This is a genomic window from Candidatus Saccharibacteria bacterium, from assembly GCA_016699955.1.
GTDB lineage: Bacteria > Patescibacteriota > Saccharimonadia > Saccharimonadales > UBA4665 > JAGXIT01.
Genome location: CP064993.1, coordinates 978,355 through 997,531 on the forward strand (window position 1 = coordinate 978,355; position 19,177 = coordinate 997,531).

At 48.0% G+C, this 19,177-nt stretch carries 33 protein-coding genes; all 33 read right to left on the minus strand.

Going from position 1 to position 19,177, the window contains the following annotated elements; genetic code table 11:
* The 33 genes from rplQ to IPL85_05210 all read right to left on the minus strand — a co-directional run bounded on the left by rplQ (window position 1) and on the right by IPL85_05210 (window position 19,172).
* Window positions 1–543, minus strand: a complete 543-nt coding sequence (gene rplQ / locus IPL85_05050) for a 50S ribosomal protein L17 (GenBank protein QQS19607.1) — start codon at window positions 541–543, stop codon at window positions 1–3.
* The gene (locus IPL85_05055) at window positions 544–1,482 is read right to left on the minus strand and encodes a DNA-directed RNA polymerase subunit alpha (protein QQS19608.1); all 939 of its coding nucleotides are present in this window, start codon (window positions 1,480–1,482) and stop codon (window positions 544–546) included.
* A 21-nt stretch (window positions 1,483–1,503) separates the two neighbouring features.
* A complete protein-coding gene (gene rpsD / locus IPL85_05060) occupies window positions 1,504–2,121 on the minus strand; it encodes a 30S ribosomal protein S4 (protein QQS19609.1) in 618 nt (205 codons plus the stop codon).
* A 3-nt stretch (window positions 2,122–2,124) separates the two neighbouring features.
* On the minus strand, window positions 2,125–2,538 hold the full coding sequence (gene rpsK / locus IPL85_05065) for a 30S ribosomal protein S11 (protein QQS19610.1): 414 nt from the start codon (window positions 2,536–2,538) through the stop codon (window positions 2,125–2,127).
* Window positions 2,539–2,545: 7 nt separating this feature from the next.
* Window positions 2,546–2,935, minus strand: a complete 390-nt coding sequence (gene rpsM / locus IPL85_05070; protein ID QQS19611.1) for a 30S ribosomal protein S13 — start codon at window positions 2,933–2,935, stop codon at window positions 2,546–2,548.
* Between the two features lie 3 nt (window positions 2,936–2,938).
* Window positions 2,939–3,055, minus strand: coding sequence for a 50S ribosomal protein L36 (gene rpmJ / locus IPL85_05075; protein ID QQS19612.1), 117 nt, complete (start codon window positions 3,053–3,055; stop codon window positions 2,939–2,941).
* A 145-nt stretch (window positions 3,056–3,200) separates the two neighbouring features.
* Window positions 3,201–3,422, minus strand: coding sequence for a translation initiation factor IF-1 (gene infA / locus IPL85_05080; protein ID QQS19613.1), 222 nt, complete (start codon window positions 3,420–3,422; stop codon window positions 3,201–3,203).
* Window positions 3,423–3,483: 61 nt separating this feature from the next.
* Complete coding sequence (gene secY / locus IPL85_05085; protein QQS19614.1) at window positions 3,484–5,007, minus strand: preprotein translocase subunit SecY; 1,524 nt, start codon at window positions 5,005–5,007, stop codon at window positions 3,484–3,486.
* Between the two features lie 246 nt (window positions 5,008–5,253).
* Window positions 5,254–5,721, minus strand: coding sequence for a 50S ribosomal protein L15 (rplO, locus tag IPL85_05090; protein ID QQS19615.1), 468 nt, complete (start codon window positions 5,719–5,721; stop codon window positions 5,254–5,256).
* A complete protein-coding gene (gene rpsE / locus IPL85_05095; GenBank protein ID QQS19616.1) occupies window positions 5,721–6,467 on the minus strand; it encodes a 30S ribosomal protein S5 in 747 nt (248 codons plus the stop codon). Before rpsE ends, rplO begins: the two co-directional genes overlap by 1 nt.
* Window position 6,468: 1 nt before the next feature.
* Window positions 6,469–6,825 (minus strand): 50S ribosomal protein L18, encoded by a 357-nt coding sequence (locus tag IPL85_05100; GenBank protein QQS19617.1) that lies wholly within the window; start codon window positions 6,823–6,825, stop codon window positions 6,469–6,471.
* A 2-nt stretch (window positions 6,826–6,827) separates the two neighbouring features.
* Window positions 6,828–7,367 carry a 50S ribosomal protein L6 gene (rplF, locus tag IPL85_05105; GenBank protein ID QQS19618.1) on the minus strand — a complete coding sequence of 180 codons (540 nt, stop codon included), beginning with the start codon at window positions 7,365–7,367 and terminating at the stop codon, window positions 6,828–6,830.
* A 93-nt stretch (window positions 7,368–7,460) separates the two neighbouring features.
* Complete coding sequence (rpsH, locus tag IPL85_05110) at window positions 7,461–7,862, minus strand: 30S ribosomal protein S8 (protein QQS19619.1); 402 nt, start codon at window positions 7,860–7,862, stop codon at window positions 7,461–7,463.
* Between the two features lie 82 nt (window positions 7,863–7,944).
* On the minus strand, window positions 7,945–8,214 hold the full coding sequence (gene rpsN, locus IPL85_05115; GenBank protein QQS19620.1) for a 30S ribosomal protein S14: 270 nt from the start codon (window positions 8,212–8,214) through the stop codon (window positions 7,945–7,947).
* Window positions 8,215–8,320: 106 nt separating this feature from the next.
* Window positions 8,321–8,923 (minus strand): 50S ribosomal protein L5, encoded by a 603-nt coding sequence (rplE, locus tag IPL85_05120; protein ID QQS19621.1) that lies wholly within the window; start codon window positions 8,921–8,923, stop codon window positions 8,321–8,323.
* Entirely contained in the window at window positions 8,923–9,285 is a 363-nt protein-coding gene (gene rplX / locus IPL85_05125; GenBank protein QQS20446.1) for a 50S ribosomal protein L24, read from the minus strand. Before rplX ends, rplE begins: the two co-directional genes overlap by 1 nt.
* A gap of 42 nt (window positions 9,286–9,327) precedes the next feature.
* Window positions 9,328–9,696, minus strand: coding sequence for a 50S ribosomal protein L14 (gene rplN, locus IPL85_05130; protein ID QQS19622.1), 369 nt, complete (start codon window positions 9,694–9,696; stop codon window positions 9,328–9,330).
* A 2-nt stretch (window positions 9,697–9,698) separates the two neighbouring features.
* Window positions 9,699–10,016 (minus strand): 30S ribosomal protein S17, encoded by a 318-nt coding sequence (gene rpsQ / locus IPL85_05135; GenBank protein QQS19623.1) that lies wholly within the window; start codon window positions 10,014–10,016, stop codon window positions 9,699–9,701.
* Window positions 10,017–10,117: 101 nt separating this feature from the next.
* The gene (gene rpmC, locus IPL85_05140) at window positions 10,118–10,318 is read right to left on the minus strand and encodes a 50S ribosomal protein L29 (GenBank protein ID QQS19624.1); all 201 of its coding nucleotides are present in this window, start codon (window positions 10,316–10,318) and stop codon (window positions 10,118–10,120) included.
* A gap of 1 nt (window position 10,319) precedes the next feature.
* Complete coding sequence (rplP, locus tag IPL85_05145; protein QQS19625.1) at window positions 10,320–10,733, minus strand: 50S ribosomal protein L16; 414 nt, start codon at window positions 10,731–10,733, stop codon at window positions 10,320–10,322.
* On the minus strand, window positions 10,734–11,363 hold the full coding sequence (gene rpsC, locus IPL85_05150; GenBank protein QQS19626.1) for a 30S ribosomal protein S3: 630 nt from the start codon (window positions 11,361–11,363) through the stop codon (window positions 10,734–10,736).
* Window positions 11,363–11,770, minus strand: a complete 408-nt coding sequence (gene rplV / locus IPL85_05155) for a 50S ribosomal protein L22 (GenBank protein ID QQS19627.1) — start codon at window positions 11,768–11,770, stop codon at window positions 11,363–11,365. Before rplV ends, rpsC begins: the two co-directional genes overlap by 1 nt.
* Window positions 11,771–11,773: 3 nt before the next feature.
* The gene (gene rpsS, locus IPL85_05160) at window positions 11,774–12,046 is read right to left on the minus strand and encodes a 30S ribosomal protein S19 (GenBank protein ID QQS19628.1); all 273 of its coding nucleotides are present in this window, start codon (window positions 12,044–12,046) and stop codon (window positions 11,774–11,776) included.
* A gap of 67 nt (window positions 12,047–12,113) precedes the next feature.
* A complete protein-coding gene (gene rplB, locus IPL85_05165; GenBank protein ID QQS19629.1) occupies window positions 12,114–12,944 on the minus strand; it encodes a 50S ribosomal protein L2 in 831 nt (276 codons plus the stop codon).
* Window positions 12,944–13,363 (minus strand): 50S ribosomal protein L23, encoded by a 420-nt coding sequence (locus IPL85_05170; GenBank protein ID QQS19630.1) that lies wholly within the window; start codon window positions 13,361–13,363, stop codon window positions 12,944–12,946. The genes rplB and IPL85_05170 overlap by 1 nt, the downstream gene beginning before the upstream one ends.
* Before the next feature lies 1 nt (window position 13,364).
* The gene (gene rplD / locus IPL85_05175; GenBank protein ID QQS19631.1) at window positions 13,365–14,018 is read right to left on the minus strand and encodes a 50S ribosomal protein L4; all 654 of its coding nucleotides are present in this window, start codon (window positions 14,016–14,018) and stop codon (window positions 13,365–13,367) included.
* 2 nt (window positions 14,019–14,020) lie between these two features.
* Entirely contained in the window at window positions 14,021–14,641 is a 621-nt protein-coding gene (rplC, locus tag IPL85_05180) for a 50S ribosomal protein L3 (GenBank protein QQS19632.1), read from the minus strand.
* A gap of 375 nt (window positions 14,642–15,016) precedes the next feature.
* Complete coding sequence (locus IPL85_05185) at window positions 15,017–15,325, minus strand: hypothetical protein (protein ID QQS19633.1); 309 nt, start codon at window positions 15,323–15,325, stop codon at window positions 15,017–15,019.
* A 59-nt stretch (window positions 15,326–15,384) separates the two neighbouring features.
* Window positions 15,385–15,717: a 30S ribosomal protein S10 gene (rpsJ, locus tag IPL85_05190; GenBank protein QQS19634.1), complete on the minus strand. Its 333-nt coding sequence runs from the start codon at window positions 15,715–15,717 to the stop codon at window positions 15,385–15,387.
* A gap of 216 nt (window positions 15,718–15,933) precedes the next feature.
* The gene (locus IPL85_05195) at window positions 15,934–16,419 is read right to left on the minus strand and encodes a hypothetical protein (GenBank protein QQS19635.1); all 486 of its coding nucleotides are present in this window, start codon (window positions 16,417–16,419) and stop codon (window positions 15,934–15,936) included.
* A gap of 49 nt (window positions 16,420–16,468) precedes the next feature.
* Window positions 16,469–16,885: a DnaJ domain-containing protein gene (locus IPL85_05200; protein ID QQS19636.1), complete on the minus strand. Its 417-nt coding sequence runs from the start codon at window positions 16,883–16,885 to the stop codon at window positions 16,469–16,471.
* Between the two features lie 88 nt (window positions 16,886–16,973).
* On the minus strand, window positions 16,974–18,158 hold the full coding sequence (gene tuf / locus IPL85_05205; GenBank protein QQS19637.1) for an elongation factor Tu: 1,185 nt from the start codon (window positions 18,156–18,158) through the stop codon (window positions 16,974–16,976).
* Window positions 18,159–18,755: 597 nt separating this feature from the next.
* Window positions 18,756–19,172: a hypothetical protein gene (locus IPL85_05210; GenBank protein QQS19638.1), complete on the minus strand. Its 417-nt coding sequence runs from the start codon at window positions 19,170–19,172 to the stop codon at window positions 18,756–18,758.
* Window positions 19,173–19,177: the final 5 nt, after the last annotated feature.

Sequence of the window (19,177 nt, forward strand, 5' to 3'; positions counted from 1 at the left end):
TTAGCGCTCCCCGCTCTTTCTTACTTGCACCGCAGGCTTGTGGCTTAGGTGGTTATCGGCTGCTTTAACTGATTTATTTGCACCTGGGATGGCTTTTTTGACAGGGGTAGCTTTTACTTCATCTTGTTCATGGTGCTGTTTCTGAGGTACCTTTTTGACGGCTTTGGCAACGGGAGCTGCTTTGAGGTCATCTACAAAACTCACTTCGGCCATTTCTGCATTGTCTCCGCGGCGATTGTCGCGACGCACAATGCGGAAGTATCCGCTGTTGCGACCACCGAGTAACGGTGCAAGTTCATCAACTAATCGATGTGCTGTCGCTACCGTCTGCAAAGAGGCAACAATTTGACGACGATTATGTAAATCGCCTTTTTTGGCTTTTGTTATCAGTTTTTCAACATACGGCACAACGGCTTTTGCCTTTGGCACCGTCGTAACAATCCTGCCGTGTATAATCAGCGCTTCGGCAAGGCTTTGTAGGAGCGCCTCTCGCTGGTCGCGTTCACGACCAAATTTTGTTCCTTGATATCCGTGACGATGCATCTACAGCTCCAATTCCGCCAGTTTATCTTTGACTTCGTCAAGCGCTTTGCTGCCAAAGCCTTTCAGATCTCGCAATTCAGCATCGGACAGCGCAAACAAATCCTGAATGGTGTGAATGTCGTTATTGACTAGGGCATTTGTAGTGCGAGCAGTTAAATTCAGATCCTCGATGCTGGTGTGCAATAGTGAGCCGTCGTCTGTTGGCAATTCTGTGCCATCTGTGACGACACTTAAGGCCTCATGAACTTGGACACGGGTTTTGCCAGCAAGTGCAGCGTACTGATTTACCAAAATCGCGGCAGCTTCTTCAAAGGCATCACGAGGAGTAATAGTACCGTCTGTCTCAATAGTGATATTTAGCTTGTCGAGATCGGTTGTCTGACCAACACGGGTCTTATCAACCCTGTAGCGAACACGTACAACTGGGCTAAAGATGCCGTCGAGTGCAACAAAATCGGTTTGCTTTTTTGCGGTGCTTTCTTCGATGGTCTGGTACCCTCGGCCGACTTCTACAACCAAATCAATGATGAAACTGGCTTTATCGTCATCGATTGATGCAATGACTTGCTCGGGATTAACCACCTCGATATCGGCATTTCCTTGAATGTCTTTGCCGGTAACAACGCCTTTACCTTTTTTAACGATGCGTACAGTTTGAGCATCGTCGCCATAAGAACGAAAACGAAGGCGTTTGAGGTTGAGCATGATTGCAACAACATCTTCTTTGACACCTTTTATTGTTGTGAACTCGTGCGTAACACCATCGATTTTGAAGCTTGTGACTCCAGCACCACTGATGCTTGAAAGCAACACTCGGCGCATACTGTTACCGAGAGTCATTCCGTAGCCTGTTTGAAGAGGCTCGATGACAAATGTACTGCTCGTTGCACTGTGGTCATCGACGGCGACAAGTCCTGGGGTATGAATCATTTTTGACATATCTAGTGAAACGTCCTTTCCTTAGCGTGAGTAGTACTCGACGATTAATTGTTCATTAATTTCTGGTTCAGCATCCTCACGAACGGGTAAACCGGTGATTTTCAGTTGAACTTTTTTACGGTCAACAGTTTGCCAGGTTGGCACGGTGCTTGGGGCTGGGCTAGTGTCGTCGAGTTTTTTAAAATATTCACTCGACTTACTGTGCTCACGAAGCTCTATAACATCGCCCTCACGGACGCGAATAGATGGTATGTCAACACGGCGACCATTTAGCATAAAATGACCATGGGTTACCAGCTGACGGGATCCCCGCCTTGACGGCGCAAAACCGGCACGATAAACGGCATTGTCGAGCCGTCTTTCGAGGTATTGGAGCAGTGTCGCACCAGATTGACCCGGTGTGCGTGAAGCTTCAGCCATAAGATTGCTAAACTGCTTCTCGAGGAGACCATAAAGGCGCTTAACTTTCTGCTTCTCTCGAAGTTGGAGTGCATATTGGCTTGGTTTGTTACGAGTTCGGGCGTTGACGGCTTGGCCAGGCATGTTGGTGCGTTTGGCAAGCGCTTTGTGCGCCTTTGGGTGCAGCGCATAGCCTTCCCGACGTGACATTTTAACGATGGACTGAGTATCTCGTGCCATACTTTAGACCCTCCTTGCTTTCTTGGGTCGAACGCCGCCGTGTGGCACACCGGTGATGTCGGTAATGCTATCTACCGCAATGCCGGCTGTTTGCATGGCGCGAATTGCAGCATCTCGGCCCAAGCCGACGCCTTTAACAAACACATTTACTTTACTAAGTCCGTAAGCTTGTTTTGCAAGATTGCCCGCCTTTTCAGCAGCAATTTGAGCGGCATAGGCGGTACCTTTTTTGGAGCCGCGAAAGCCGCAGGCACCCGCGCTTGAAGCGGCCAGAGCCCCACCTTGGGAGTCAGTGAGTGTAACGATTGTATTATTAAACGTAGCTTGAATGTGAAGCTGGCCAGCCGAAACGCTGCGCTTGGCTTTCTTTTTCTTTGCTACAGGGGTTGTTGGAGTTGTTGAAGCTGTATCTGTCATAATATTCCTACGTCTTGCTTGCTACTTTCTTAGCCGTACCGCCGACAGTTACTTTTTTGCCACGCCTGGTACGTGCATTTGTTTTAGTGCGCTGGCCGCGAGACGGTAGACTATTTTTATGGCGTAAGCCACGGTAGCTTCCGATATCTTTTAGGCGCTTAATGTTGCCGCTAACGATACGTTGCAGCTCGCCCTCAACGGTGAGGTGCTCATTAATAAACTCTTGAATACGTCCGATTTCGGCGTCAGTCAGGTCTTTTACGCGTACTGTGCGTTCAACCTTTGCAGCCAAAAGTATATCGTCGGCCGTCTTTGGGCCGATGCCGTGCACATAGGTGAGTGAAACCCAAACTTGCTTTTCGGCGGGTATTGTAACACCAGAAATTCGTGCTGCCATTGCTTACCCCTGCCTCTGCTTATGCTTCGGCTTAAATTTGTTAATAACATACAGACGACCCTTGCGACGAACAATCTTGTCGTCGGGGCTAATCTTTTTGACACTTGCACGTACTTTCATGTACGGATCATCTCCTTTCAGGACGGTGACACACTGCTTAGTTTTATAATGGTATTGAACTTTCGAAGGATTGATCCGTACATCGGTCTAATAAATTAGGCCAGTCCGGATGAACCAATCCCTAGAAAGTTCAACAGTAGCAAAATTATCCCTTGCGGTAAGTAATTCTACCTTTGGTCAAGTCGTAGGGTGTCAACTCTACGGTGACCGCGTCGCCAGGCACAATACGAATAAAATGTTTCCGCATTTTACCTGCGACGTGCGCTATAATCTGATGACCGTTTTCAAGTTCGACACGAAACTGAGTACCCGGCAGGGTCTCGACTATTACGCCGTTCAGTTCGATGACTTCTTTATTACTCGCCATAGGTTATATCGTCATAAGAGTATAGCATTTTTTACGACAGGATGTAAAGTGTTTTATAGAGTTATTTCTTCTTGTCGGCACTACGGCGTAGTCGCTTAGGTACGTAGCGTAGTATTTTTGCAGCGCGAGTAGTACCTGTTTGTTTATCACCCCCGGCAGATTCGTAGAAAAAGTCATCACTGCTGTACTGGTCGTACGTAATCATAAGTGCTCGGGATTCGACGGCGCGCAGAGTCTCAAGTGAAACGGCAACAAGTATGAGCACGCTCGTACCGCCTAACGCTAAGGCAATGTTTTCTGGTACAAACATCTGTGCAATAATTGGCATAATTGCGAGAAGCCCCAAGCATATGGCGCCAAACAGCGTAATTTTATTGACAGTTTTGGCAAGATACCGTTCGGTTTGCGTGCCCGATCGGACACCCTCTAAAAATCCTCCTTGTTTCTGTAGATTTTCAGCAATTTCCTTACTGTTAAAGGTAATGCTGGTGTAGAAAAAGGTAAAAAGGAACACCAGCATGAAGTACGTGACAGGGTAAATGTAAGCATGCCAGCCACCAGCAGCCAGGGTTTGAGCTGTTGGGTTTTGGAACCATGTCACGAGGTTCTGCCCAAGTTCTTGCCACTTGGGGTTGCTACTTGACGTCATGAGTTGTCCCGCGAAGCTTGGAACACTTAGAAAAGCAATGGCAAAGATGATCGGCACAACGCCGGCTGTGATGAGCTTAACTGGTAGTGTTGTGGTAACACCCCCGTAGGCTCGGTTTCCCTGGACGCGTTTGGCATAGTTTATGGTCAGCCTGCGCGCCGCTTCGTTCAGCATAACAACAATCCAAGTTACCGGCAGCACAACGCCCAAGATTGCGAGAGAGAGCCAAAATGCCTTTTGGTTTATTGGAAGCTCGCGGCCAAACAATTCCCATTTGTTGTTTTTGTCGTAAATAGACGACGCAATCTGGCTGATTGTTGCAGGCAGAGCACTGACTATACCGACAGTAATGAGTAGTGAAATACCATTTCCAACCGACTTTTCGGTCACAAGTTCACCCATCCACATGAGCAACATAGAACCACCGGTAAGCGCCGCAACCATAAGTGCCCATTGCCACATAGAAGTATTTGCAGTAATGTCGCCAATACCGCCTACTTGTTGTGCGTACTGACGAACAAGATAAATTGAACCGATTGCCTGAATGATGGCCAGTGGGAATGTCAGCAGCCTGGTGTACTGATTGATACGCTTCTGGCCAGACTCACCATCTTTACGCATGTTTTCAAGCTTGGGTATGGCTTTAGTAAGCAGCTGCATAATAATGCTGGCGTTGATGTATGGGCCGAGGCCGGCAATCATTATAGAAAAGTTGGCTAGGGCGCCACCGCTTAGCACGTTTATAAAGCTTAGCAATTGGGGCGTGTCTTGGGAAGAAAACAAATTGTTCAGCACCTGCTTCAATGTTTCCGGGTCTGCAAGCGGAACTGGTATGTGAGCTAGTATGCGAAAAACAAGCAGTATGCCAAGTACTCCAAATATTCGCCTTCGCATGTCACCCTGCTTAAACGACGCGCCAATAATCTTCCAGTTCACTTTGCTCTTCCTCTTTATCTGCTAAATCTGCTACCAGTATACATAGTCCTGCCCCAGAATAAAATAAGAAGCGTTCATTTTAAGCGCTTCCTATCGATAGTCATTGAATTTACCCTCTCGATCCACTGTTAGCGCCTATAGGCGTTAGGCGAGCCTGAGCGAAGCCTACAGGGGCGCAGCTTTAGAGCTAAGGCGTTAATGCCTAAGTTTAGGTAACGAACGTGGGGACTAAGCTAAAGTAGAATACTACTTGTCGTCTTTTTTCTTTGCTTGGCGCATGGTACGCGAGACAGCTTTGAAGCTACCCCCAGCTTTTTGGATTGCCTCTACCGCGTTGACGCTTGCGGCCTGTAGTTCAACAACAACCTTTTTACTGACTTCACCACGGAAAAGCAGTTTCACCCGAACAAACTCACCACTGGTCAGCCCAGCATCCGCTAGGACTTTGTTGTTAACCGTCGTACCCAAATCATTGAGATCTTGCGTATAGATATTTTCGGCTTTGACGCGGTAACTGCGAAACCCACGTAATTTTGGTAAGCGCTGCATGAGTGGATTTTGGCCACCTTCAAACCCTGGTCGCTTGCTAAAGCCGGTGCGTGCACCTTGGCCTTTTGTACCACGACCAGCTGTTTTGCCTTGGCCTGCGGCAATACCGCGACCAACACGCTTTGGTGACTGCTTTGGAGCGGCTGTTAGCTCGTTATACTTCATTATTTAGTCTCCTTCTTTTCCTTTGGAGCGGCTTTTTTGGTGGCTGTTGGTTTTTTAGCTGGAACAACTTTTTTCACTTCGGATTCCGTTTTAACTGGGGCAGGTTTTACCTCGACTACTTTTTTAGGCTGTTCTGTTGCCTTTTTGTGCTTTGTCGTAACCCAGTTTTTGCTTGGCTCAAGACACTGTAGTGCAGCAATAGTTGCGTAGGCTATATTGGTCTTGTTACTGGAACCAAGAGACTTACTGAGCACATTGCTCACACCGGCAACTTCCAGCACTGTTCGGACAACACCACCAGCAATCAAGCCAGTACCAGGCGCGGCTGGCATTACGAGTATGCGGGCGCCGGAAACTTTGCCCTCAACATCATGAGGAATGGTGCCCTTATAGAGCACGACCGGTACAAAGTGCTTTTTGGCAACTTCCGTTGCTTTGGTAACAGCCGCAGTAACATCTGCGCCTTTTGCGCTGCCAATACCGACTTTGCCCTTACGGTCTCCCACCACAACGAGTGCGCGGAAACGAAACCTTCGTCCACCTTTTACGACGCGTGCCACACGGTCAATGTGTACGACACGTTCGTCAAACTGCTTTTCTTCTGGAGCCTGAGGACCGCGATTATCACGGCGAGGCGGACGATTGCCTCCCTGGCGCTGACCACCACGCTGAGGCCCACCGTAGCGATTCTGATTTTGGGCGGCTTGTTCTGTTGCCGCTTGTGCGGCTTGTGCTTCGTCGGCCATATTAGAACTCCAAACCTTTCTCCCGTGCCGCGTCGGCTAGGGCTTTGATACGACCATGATACTTCTTACCAGAGCGGTCGAAAACAACTGAGGATATTTTTACCTTTTTGGCGGCGGCGGCAATTTCTGCACCGACCCATACGGCTTTATCAGTCATGGTAGCCTTGGCGACAGTTTTATTGCCTGCCGTTGTGACGGCTGCGATAGTATGTTGTTTGCTGTCGTCGACAAGTTGGGCACTAATGTTTGTATTGCTAATATAAACGCTCAGGCGAGGACGTTCGCTTGTGCCGATCACTGTAGCGCGAATGCGATTTTTTCGCTGAGCGCGCTGGACTAATTTTTGTGCAACGCTCATGATTATTTATCCTTTCCTGACTTACCACTTTTACGCAGTATGCGTTCGTCGACATACTTAATGCCCTTGCCCTTGTACGGTTCTGGCTTCTTGAGTGCGCGTATTTCGGCGGCGACTTGGCCAACCTGCTGCTTGTCTATACCGCTAATGGTCATTTTATTCTGCTCTACGGCAACCTGCGTGCCTTGAGGTACCTTGTAGATAACATCGTGGCTAAACCCAATATTGAGCTTTAAGTCGGTTCCTTGCATGGCCACGCGGTAGCCAACACCATTTAGCTCTAGCTGTTTGCTAAAGCCTTGGCTGACACCTTGTACCATGTTGTTGATAAGAGCACGCATGAGGCCGTGGGCGGCACGGATTTTTGGCTCATCGTTCGCACGCGTCACAGTAAGGACGCCGTCCTCTACTTTGACAGTGATAGCCTCAAGCTGAGGCGTTTCTAGGTTCCCTTTTGAGCCAGATACCTTAATGGCATCTGAGTCGACAGTGATTGTCACACCGCTGGGGATTTGGATGGGTAGTTTTCCTACTCGACTCATTGTGATTTAGAGTTAAGAACTATTCAAGTGATGAGTTAAGAGTATTTAGTGCTCTTTTCTCGTTTCTCTTGTTCTTAGCTCTCCTTTCCTTGTTTAATAAACTTGACAGATTAATTCGCCGCCAAGCCCTACAGCTTTGGCTTCCTCACCGGTCATTAAGCCTTTTGAGGTCGAAATGATGAGTATACCGCGGCCACGTTTGACGCGAGGCATTTCACGAGCGTTAGTGTAGGCACGTCGACCGGGCTTGCTCAGACGCTTGATCTCAGTGATGCGCGCGTTTTCACCGGCAAGGTTTATCGTGATGTGCAGCTGTTTGCCAACACTGAGGTCGGTAACGCTCACGTCTTGCAGAAAACCATTATTCTTTAAAGAAATGGCGACGTTTTCCTTTATTTTGCTGTGTGGCAGGCTAACTTCATTTTTGCCAACTGCTACTGCGTTTCGTACGCGTGTCAGCATGTCTGAAATTGGATCGGTTGTAGTGGTGCTCATACAGTGCCTCCTTTCTCATTTGGCAGAGAGCATTGGGTATATGACAGAGATGTAACAGGTTTCATTTGAAGCGAAGTACCCATTACCAGCTCGCTTTCGTTACGCCAGGGATTTCACCCTTGCTGGCATGTTCACGGAAAGACAAACGGCTCAGGCCAAACTGGCGCATGAAGGCACGCGGCCTGCCGGTTTCTATACAACGGTTCTTTTTTCGGGTAGGTGAAGAGTTGCGTGGCAGCTTTGCCAAACCTTCGTAATCACCAAGTTCTTTCAGCTCTTTACGCTTTACAGCGTACTGCTCGATCATCTTAATGCGCTTTTTGTCGCGCGCTAGATTTGATTTTCTGGCCATTATGCAGTTCCTTTCAGCCGCTGAGTCATGCAGCATGAGTCATAAATCTTGACAGTCACTTTGCGACCGGTAGCTAGTTCTTGTCTCTTGTTTCTTGCCTGTTGTCTCATTTTGAATTCTCCTTTTCAAACGGCATACCAAATTTCTGTAGTAGCGCTTTGCTATGGGCTTTATCTTTGCACTTCACCACAAAAACCGCTTGCATGCCGTGTGTCGTGGTTGTTTCTTCAAAAGTTAGTTCAGGGAAAACGCTTTGGTCAGTTAAGCCCAGGCTGAAGTTTCCTTGCTTGTCAAATGCCTTGTTGCTTACACCATGAAAGTCGCGCAGACGCGGCAACACAATGTTAATGAGCCTATCCATAAACTCGTACATCCGCTCGCCGCGAAGTGTCAGTTTGAGGCCAATCATATTGCCTTCGCGCAGTTTAAACCCAGCGATTGAGTTTTTTGCAACTGTTTCCACTGGTTCTTGTCCGGTGACTTTGCGAAGCGTATTCTTGGCAGCCTCAATTGTTTTTTTGTCATCCTTGGCTTTACCAAGTCCGACATTGACCACAATTTTTTCAAGTTTAGGAACTTGGTGAGAGTTCACTAGCCCAAGTTCTTTCTGAAGCTCGGCGGCAAATTTCGTGTTATAGTCATTTTTTAAACGTGCAACGTATTTTGCAGCAGTTTTTGCCGGTTTTTTCGTTATTGTTGCTTCTGCCATTACAGTACCTTCGCTTCTTTCTTGGCTTCAGTCTTTTTTGGCGCAGATTCACTCTTGATCTCATTGCCACTCGCTTTGTAAACGCGAGTCTTACTGCCATCTTTATCAAGCTTAAAGCCAATGCGGCTGGGTTTTTTGGTACTAGGATCAACCACCGAAACTTTACTAACCCAAATTGGTTTAGTTATTTCCAAAATACCGCCCTGAGGGTGAGCTTGGTTGGGTTTCTGGTGCTTTTTGACAATATTTATACCCTCAACGGTTACTTTATTTTCCGTAACATGTGTCGCCAATACTTTGCCTTGCTTGCCTTTATACTTTCCACTTAAAACTTGCACAACATCGCCTTTTTTTAGACGAATTTTGAACCTTTTCACTGTAGATTTTTGACTTTTGACTTTCATTTATAGTACCTCCGGCGCAAGGCTAATAATCTTGGCATATCCCATGTCGCGCAGCTCTCTTGGCACTGGACCAAAGATTCGCGTCCCTTTAGGGTTTTTGTCATCCCCAATAATAACTGCGGCATTGTCGTCGAATTTGATTGTGCTACCGTCTTTGCGCTTTAGCTCTTTCTTAGTACGGACAACAACGGCTCGCACAACTGTTTTCCTCTTAACGGTTCCGGTCGGACTGGCTTGTTTAACGGTTGCGGTGATAACATCGCCAACTTTTGCGTAACGTCGTCTCGTTCCGCCAAGGACTCGGATGCAAAGAATTTCTTTTGCTCCGCTATTGTCACAAACGACCAGCCTTGTTTCTTGTTGAACCATGGCTATTTTTCCTCGCCTTTCACACTTGCAGGCTTGTCAGTCACGCCAGGTACTTGAACGGCAGTTTCGATGTGCTTGACTTCAGCCTTTTCGACAATTGACTGCAAGGTAAAATGTTTGCGACGGCTAATTGGTCGTGTCTCGACCACTACAACCGTATCTCCCACTTGTGCTTCGTTGTTTTCATCGTGTGCCATAAATTTCTTGCTTGTTGTGTACTGCTTCCGGTACAAGGGGTGAGTTTTTTTCTCACGTACCGTAATAACGATTGTTTTGTCGGTTTTGTTGCTGGAGACAACACCGGTAATTGACTTTGGCATTATTTGCTACCTCCGGCTTTTGTAGTAGGTACTACGTAGTAATTAGTAAGGGATTTTGGAAGCCCAACCATGCTACATGCTACCTGTTGCATGCTAATCATTTACTTGGCCTCCTTCACTAGGTTATCGCTTAAAACTGTCAGCATACGGGCTAGGTCTTTACGCTTATTGCGTACGGCTCGAACATTTTGGTTGTCACCCATGTATATGTGGCGGCGAAGTTCGGCTATTTCTTCCTTCAGCTTAGTAGTCTCTTTGGTTAGCTCAGCGGTGCTTAGCTTGCGAATATCGGCAATTGTCATTTTATGCACCCTCCTTCACAACAAATTTTGTCTTAACCGGCAATTTATGGGCGGCCAGTCGCATTGCTTCGCGGGCAATTTCCTCAGTTACACCCTGCATTTCAAACATAATCGTACCCGGTCGGACTTTGGCCACAAAAAACTCTGGAGAGCCTTTGCCGCTACCCATTTTGACGTCCAGTGGTTTGCGAGTCACTGGTGTGTGTGGGAAAATACGAATCCAAATTTTACCACCGCGTTTAATATAACGGGTCATAGCCTGGCGGCTGGCTTCAATTTGGCGACTTGTAATACGTTCGTGGCCTTGTGCCTGAAGCGCGTATTCGCCGTAGGCAATATAGTTGCCGGCAGTTGCGACACCACGAATCTTACCTTTGCGGACTTTGCGGAACTTGGTTCGTTTTGGGAGCAGCATTTATTTGTCCCCCTTGTAGACCCATACTTTTATGCCAATAATGCCGGCGCCCGGCCAGTTGGCACGAGCTGAGGCATAATCAATATCGGCTCGGATCGTGTGCAGTGGCACAGAACCAACCGCTTCTTTTTCGCGCCGTGACATTTCGGCACCGTTCAGACGGCCTGCCACCTCGATACGAATACCCTTGGCTCCAGCGCGCATAGTTGCCGCGCTAGCACTTTTAATGGCTCGTCGAAAGCTCATGCGCCGCTCAAGCTGGTGAGCAATGTTTTCGGCTACAAGTTTGGCATACAGGTCAGGCTTCTTGACTTCTTCAATATTTACGCGGGACGGAACGCCGTACACTTTTTCTAGGGCAGCTTTGAGCTCTTGGGCTCCCTGACCGCCGCGGCCGATAACAACACCCGCTTTAGCGGTGGCGATTGTTACGGTTACTAGGTTGGGTGAACGCTCAATATCTACTTTGTTGATAGCGCCGCGTGAGCCAAATTTGTCTTGGATAAGCTTGCGCACCTTCAGGTCCATGGCTAGATAGTTGGCATACTCACGCTTGCCAACAAACCACTTGCTGCGCCAATCCTTATTGGCTTGCAGGCGCATGCTAATGGGGTTTACTTTTTGTCCCATTATTTTGCTCCTTTCACTTCATTTGGCTTGTTTTCTACTGTCGGCTTTACTTCATTTGACTTCTTGGCTGGACGTTGTTCGCCCTCAACAAGTACACGAATGTGGCTACTGCGTTTCATGTATGGTAGCGCCCGACCCATGGCAGCTGGTCGAAAACGTTTCATACGTGCACCATGATTGACTGTGATTTCGGAGATAACGAGCGTGTCTGCTTTGTAATTATGGTTGTGGCTGGCATTTGCCTGTGCGCTCTTAATTGTCTTGAGGACTGAGAGAGCCGCGCGGCGAGGCGTGTGCTCAAGTATGACAATGGCATCGGCAACGCTTCGGCCTCGGACAAGCGCAGCAACTGCTGCAACTTTGCGTGGGCTCAGGCGGACGCCTTTTGATTCTGCTTTAACGGCCATGGCTTATTTCCCCTTCGCTAACTTACCGCCGTGGTTGCGGAACTTACGAGTGGGGCTGAACTCGCCCAGCTTGTGGCCGACCATGTTTTCGGTAACGAAAACCGGTACATGAACTTTGCCGTTGTGCACCGCAAAAGTTTTGCCCACAAAATCTGGCGCAATTGTGCAAGCACGAGCCCATGTTTTGATAATTGTGCGATCCTCGGGGCCAAGCGCAGCGACTTTTTTCGCCAGCTTCGGATCAATAAACGGCCCTTTCTTAAGTGAACGACTCATTAATTAACTCCTCTTGCTGCTATTATTCCGCCTATGGCACCCCATACAATTCCTGTTGCCATCATAATTATTTCCTCTTGGCCGCGTGGCGGCTTCTTATGATCATGTTACTAGTACTCTTGCGGCGACGGGTCTTTAAACCAAGTGTCTTTTGACCCCATGGAGTGCGAGGGGCTTTAGCCATGCGGTGACGACCACCATCACCACCACCGTGTGGGTGATCGACTGCATTCATAACAACTCCACGCACACTTGGGCGCTTGCCTAAGTGACGATTGCGACCAGCCTTACCGATTTTGACGTTTTGGTGCTGTTCATTACCAACAACACCTATAGAGGCTGTGCAGGTCAGTAGGAACCTGCGAACTTCGCCGCTCGGCATACGCACCTGAGCGTATTCGCCTTCCTTGGCCATAAGCATAGCGCTGTTTCCGGCGCTGCGCACAGCTTGAGCGCCGCGGCCAGGCTTGAGTTCAAGTGCATGAATGGTTGTGCCAACTGGGATGTTTGCAAGTGGCAGACGGTTTCCCATTTCAATAGCAGCTTCTTCGTGGCCACTTACTTTTTGGCCTTGTTTCATGCCACTCACCGCAAGCACATAATGATAAGAGCCGGCAGCGTCTTTGACGCGGGCAATTCGGGCACTGCGGTTTGGATCGTACTCAATGTGTTCAACTGTTCCTTCGCCTTGGAAATTGTAGTTCATCACACGGTAGTGCCTACGCGCACCACCACCCTGATGACGGGTGGTAATACGACCTTGGTTGTTTCGACCGCTGCCGCGCTTAACACTTTTGACGAGCGATCTGACAGGCTTCTTTGTTGTCACGCCAGAAAAATCTTGGCTGGACATACCGCGCCGACCTGGCGTCGTAGGGTTGTATTGCTTAATAGCCATTATTTAGCCTCCTTTTTGCCAACAAGTTTCTTGAGGCCTTTAACCTTCGGCTTGTCACTTGTTTTAGATTCGGTTTTCTTGGCTTTTTCGGCGGCTTTTGCCTCTTTGGCAATTTCTTCTTCGGCAGCTGCAAAGAACGGTAGATGGCTGCCAGCGGCTAGGGTCACATAGGCCTTCCGGAGGTCGGCTTGAACGCCCTTGCGGTTACTACTACGCTTACCAGTTGTGTTCATAACGCGCTTTACTTTGCCTGGTCGATTCACAACACGCACTCGTTTTACGCTGACGTTAAACTGCTTCTCTACAGCATCGGCAATTTCGTGTTTGTTGAGACCACTTGGGACATCGACTGCAAATGTATTAGTCAACTGGCTTAGCCCAAAAGCTTTTTCGCTTAAGCGAGGTTTTACAAAATGCATATTATTTTACCTCAGCTTTCTGTACTGGCTTTAGCCAAGTTTCAACCGCTTTTAGGGCGTCATTGGTTATGACAATGTGATCAGCATTCATAATGTCAAAGACATTCAAATACGTTGCGCTTACCAGCATGACGTTTTGCAGGTTGGCAGTAGCATTGACCAGCTCTGCTGTCTTTGTGTCAACAACTACTAAGGCATCACGGGTCACACCAACTTTGGCCAAAAGCTTAGCCATATCGGCAGTCTTGCCTTCTTTGCTCGCCAGCTTTTCCATCACAATAAGCTTGCCGCTGGTGCTGGCGAGGCTAAGCGCCTGACGCAAAGCTACCCGCTTGCTTGTGGTTGAAATTTTCTTTGTATAATTTTCTTCACCGGTAGGGCCAAACACAATGCCGCCGCCGCGCCAAATCGGGTTGCGCGAGCTACCGAAACGGGCTCGGCCAGTACCCTTTTGTTTCCATGGCTTTTTACCGCCACCGCGAACTAGTCCGCGGGTTTTGACAACGGCAAGGTTTTTTCGGCCGTTAGCAAGGTAAGTTTCGTACGCCTGGCGGAGCAACTGATGATTTTTGACTTCAACGCCAAAAACTTCTTTGCTCAGTTTGGCGGCTGTCGTGGCTTTGCTACCAGCTGATGTAAATGTAGGAGTAGCCATAATTATTTCTCCTCCCCTTTAACAAAAACAATGCCTTTACGTGGGCCGGGGACTGCCCCAACAACACCGATATAGCCTTTTTCGGCATCGACGAGTGCTATTTTAAGGTTGCGGACAGTAACTTGCTCATGACCGAGGTGTCCGGCCATTTTTTTACCTGGGAGAATGTGCTGAGGGTACATAGAGCCAATTGATCCAACTCGTCGGTAGCTGCGGCCACCATGAGTCTTGCGACCGCGGTGGAAATTGTGACGACGAATGGTGCCTGCCCAACCCTTACCTTTGCTGGTACCTGTTACATGGACTGTGTCACCAACTGAAAAGACCTCGGCGTTGATGATTTCTCCAACTTTGAGGTCTTCGGTTAGTTCTGGGACGCGGAACTCGCGCATAATACGCACGATTTGCTTCGCTCCTTTAAGGTGCCCGACTTGCGGCTTTGCTATTTTGCTTTCTTTCACTTCCTCGCAGCCGAGCTGAACGGCAGTATAGCCGTCTGTTTCGTCGGTTTTCACCTGCGTAATGACGCAGGGACTAGCGGAAAGCAAGGTTACAGCAGTCGCAGTACCGTCTTCAGCGATGGTAGTGGTCATGCCAACCTTTCTAGTTATTAGTGCTTTCATAGTGTTTGAGCAGGCTCATTAGAACCCACACTCTCCTTTGTTTATAAGAGTTATTTGATACAAATACTCACTCATTCCGCGCTTTGTGACTTGTACATTGACACAAAAATTTTGGTGGCCGGTGGTTTCTACTCTGTAGTTATGTACCCTAGTAGACCTACCTTACATCACCATGCGGAAATGTTTGTATGTAAACATCAGATTACCACAAAACTCAAACACCTGTCAACCCGTTGTTTATTTTGCAACCTTCAGTAATTTTTCGCAAAAAACTCTGTCACAACATTTGAATAGTGGTTTCAGTACACAGCTAAAGATATGCAGTGTTACTACCATAAAATACCACAGCAGTATTGTCGTATTAATAAATTGTAACTACAGCTTTTGACCCGTAGATCCATCGTTTAAATTAGGAATTTTAGGAATTCCTAGCTCTTGCCTTATGCGCGGAATGTCGGCCGACGATATCTGAGTGCCCGCATATGGATTTTTTTGCCCACCGTACGAACCGTCTCTGAAGGCAGCTACTCCACCCTCGTCAGTTGCAAAACCAAATAAACGTAAGTTTAGCCTAAGATCACTATCAGAAATTTCAGCGCCCCCTGCTGCAATATGACCCATATATCTTTCCTTTCGAGAAATATCGCTTACTCCGGCGTCAGAACCTTGTTCTATGCTAGCCATCACAGTACTCCTTTACGAATATGGTTAATATCTTACCGTATTTTGTTACTTTTGTCAACTTACATTTTGATTTCGACGTCGCAGCCGGCAGGAAGTGACAGATTCATGAGGCTGTCGATAGTCTTTGGAGTCGGATCAAACACGTCTATGAGGCGCTTGTGTACGCGCATTTCAAACTGTTCGCGACCTTTTTTGAAAACGTGCGGACTTTTGACTACTGTAAATGTGCTTTTGCGCGTAGGCAATGGGATTGGCCCAGCCAGACTCGCGCCCGTGCGCAGTGCGGTGTCGACAATTTGTTTGGCCGCTTGGTCGATGATTTTGTGGTCATAGGCCTTCAAGCGAATACGGATTCGCTGTTTGCCTGCTTGCGTTTGAGTGGCGTCTGCCATAGTAAAAACCTCCGTGTTTTTTGGTTATTAGTTCTAGGTTATAGGTTATAAGGAAAACCCTTGAGCACTACATCCCTTCTGCAAACGGCCGGCTTCACCCGGCTGGGCCTTGTAACACCTTACGAATTCACTTGGGAACGCGCATGGCTTTTAGTCAAAGCTACTGGTTTACGGGTACAATTCTACCATACTTTGAACCATTATCAAACCCAGAGATTACTCCGCCCACTGCCGACGCTCGTCTAACAACCTCTTATAGGCGCCCGAAGCTGCGGTTCCGACAACGATTGCTCCAGCAAATATTCTTGCCCTAGGCGATAAAAAGACATTTGTGATTGCACGCTTGCTTTCCGCCATGTCTTCGATATTGAACGGGAGTGAAGGTGGTATTGTGGCTTTAAGGTGTTTACCGCCTACAAAGGCCTCCATTGAAGCATGCGATCTCCCGGTCGTGCCGCGTACAACACGGAGTATCCCCACTAAGCCGGCGATTTCTTCTGATTTGTCTACCAAGTCAGTTTCCCACCATAATTCAGGTAGATGCTCCCCTGGCTTATGCAAGTAGACTGCGAACTGTCTTTCTTTTCGTTCAGTCGTCCCGTCCACGATACGATGCACAAATACATCCAATATTGATCCGTAGGTATGTTGATAACCCCATATTTCGGGTCCGCCTGGATCTTCTCCGACAACTATAGACATATGTGGCAACTATACGTCTGCACGGCTGCGGTGGCTGTAAGAATATTAACTATTTCGTTCCGTTTGGTCTATAAAATTTTAGTACAGAAGCAGCTTTTTTGTGAAGTGGTTGTTTGACCGTTTTAGCGGAATATTCGGCGAAGATTGCATCTATGAACTCATCCATTTCGTCATCCGTCATGTCTGTCTCAGCGCCGTCATATGCAACATCGCCGCGGTACTGTACCGTGCTCGTACCGGTTTGGAAACCATGCATGCTATCGTATGATTTCCTTGTGCGTGGATCTCTAAGTGTTTCGTAGGCTTTGTTGAGCAGCTGCATATGCTCAAGCGAACCGCCAGCGTCGGGGTGCTGCTGTTTGGCATGATGTATATATGCCTGACGTATATCAGCCGGTAGAGCGTCGGTTTCTAGTCCGAGTATCTCGTAATAGTCGACAAATCTTTTCGGGGGCGGGTTACTCATGCCATACATAGTATAGCGTTACTTTTGTTAAAGAGAAAAAGCGCTCCGGAGTGGAGCGCCCTTCTATTTTTGGTCATCCCAAGTAAAACTAGGTAGTTATCTTTGTGACCACGCCGGCACCAACTGTGCGACCGCCTTCGCGGATAGCGAAGCGCAAACCCTGCTCCATAGCAATAGGAGCGAGCAGCTTAACTTTGAAAGTTACTGTGTCACCTGGCATAACCATTTCTTTGTCTGCCGGTAGCTCAACCTCACCAGTTACATCCGTTGTGCGGAAGTAAAACTGCGGCTTGTAGCCTTTGAAAAATGGCGTATGACGGCCACCTTCTTCTTTGCTAAGGATGTAAACTTCAGCGTCAAACTCTGTGTGCGGTGTGATTGTACCTGGCTTGGCAAGCACCTGACCGCGCTCAATGTCGTCGCGCTCAATGCCGCGCAGTAGTACACCAGCGTTGTCGCCGGCTTGACCCTGGTCGAGGGACTTTTTGAAGGCCTCAATACCAGTAACAACTGACTTAGTCGTTGGGCGAATACCAACAATCTCGACTTCTTCGTTGATTTTGACAATTCCTTGTTCGATACGTCCGGTAGCAACTGTGCCACGACCCTTGATTGAAAAGACGTCTTCAATAGGCATAATGAATGGCTTGTCAAGATCACGAACTGGTTCTGGAAGATAGTCGTCCATAGCCTGCACGAGCTCCATGACTGCGTCTTCGTTTGCAGCATCGCCGTCTACGGCCTTTGCAGCTGAGCCTTTAATGATAGGACAATCGCGGTCAAACCCGTTCTTTTCTAGCAAGTCGCGAATTTCTTCTTCGACGAGTTCGACAAGGTCGGCGTCAGCAAGATCCATTTTGTTCATGAAGACCAAAATCTTTGGAACACCCACTTGGCGGGCGAGCAGTACGTGCTCACGAGTTTGTGGCATTGGGCCGTCTGCAGCAGACACAACGAGGATAGCGCCGTCAACCTGAGCAGCACCGGTGATCATGTTCTTGACGTAGTCGGCGTGACCTGGCATGTCGACGTGGGCGTAGTGACGCTTTTCGCTCTCATACTCTTGGTGAGAAGTTGCAATGGTAATACCGCGAGCTTTTTCTTCGGGTGCGTTGTCAATCTGGTCGTAAGCGACAGCCTTGTTGACATCGCTTGGTAGTTTTTTTGCTAGCACCATAGTGATAGCGGCTGTAAGAGTTGTTTTACCGTGGTCGACGTGGCCCATAGTACCTACGTTTACGTGTGGCTTAGTGCGGTCAAATGTTCCTGCCATGAGTGACGCTTCGCTTTAATGAGACAAACGTATGCTTTTCTCATCGCTCGGGGCGACGAAATATATCCGTCGTCTCCGGCCGCTCTTTTCCTGAAAAATCAGGTGAGCAAGCGAACCTTTCTTTATATTAAAAATTATTATTAAAAGTTGTTCACGCGGTCCATATTGCTACACCGTTTGCACGTACTACAGCAACGCCCTCACGCGAGATACGCTGTTAAGTATAGGGAAATAACTTATATTTGTAAATCCCCTTCGTAACTTTCTGCACTGGGCTTTGGTTGTATACTGACAACGACGGTACATGGTGGTGGCTCTGCAGAATAATCTTTGGCATGGTGCCCAGGGCATTTTGTGTTGCAGGCCGTTGCGACTCTTACTAACAAAGGGACTCCCGTATCTAGTTCAACTAAATCACTTAGTGCGGCTAAAGTGATAATGCAGACATCCAGCCCCCAGCTACGTTGTTCTAGGTCACACATATCTTGAACACAGCAGTTTCGGTTAACCACCGTTGTGATGCTAGAACCTTCCGCTAGTCTAAATGCCATTACCGATAATCTCTGGAGAAGGTTGCTTCAAGCTGCTTTATAGTTGCTATTCATATTTTAATTTGAGGTCAAGTTTGTCTGCTATCTGAAATATCCACTTCTCCATGCGGTCTTGCTGATGATCGCGCGCTAGGTTCTCCTGCATAATCTCTTCGATACGTTTCATATGGCCATCGAGTACGCCATAAATATGATCAAGTTTTTTATCGATCTTATCAAAGCGCTGATCGTGTTCTTCGAGCTTATCTTCTACTCTAAACAAACGTGCGTCCAGATTATCTAGGCGTTTATCGACGCCGTCTAGGCGCTTGTCGACGCCGTCTAGGCGCTTGTCGACGCCGTCTAGGCGCTTGTCGACGCCGTCTATGCGCTTGTCGACGCCGTCAAACCTATCAGATACCATCTGAGACAAATCAGCTATAGCTGAAAACACATCGTCGAGATCGGTTGGCTTGTTTACCATAGTAA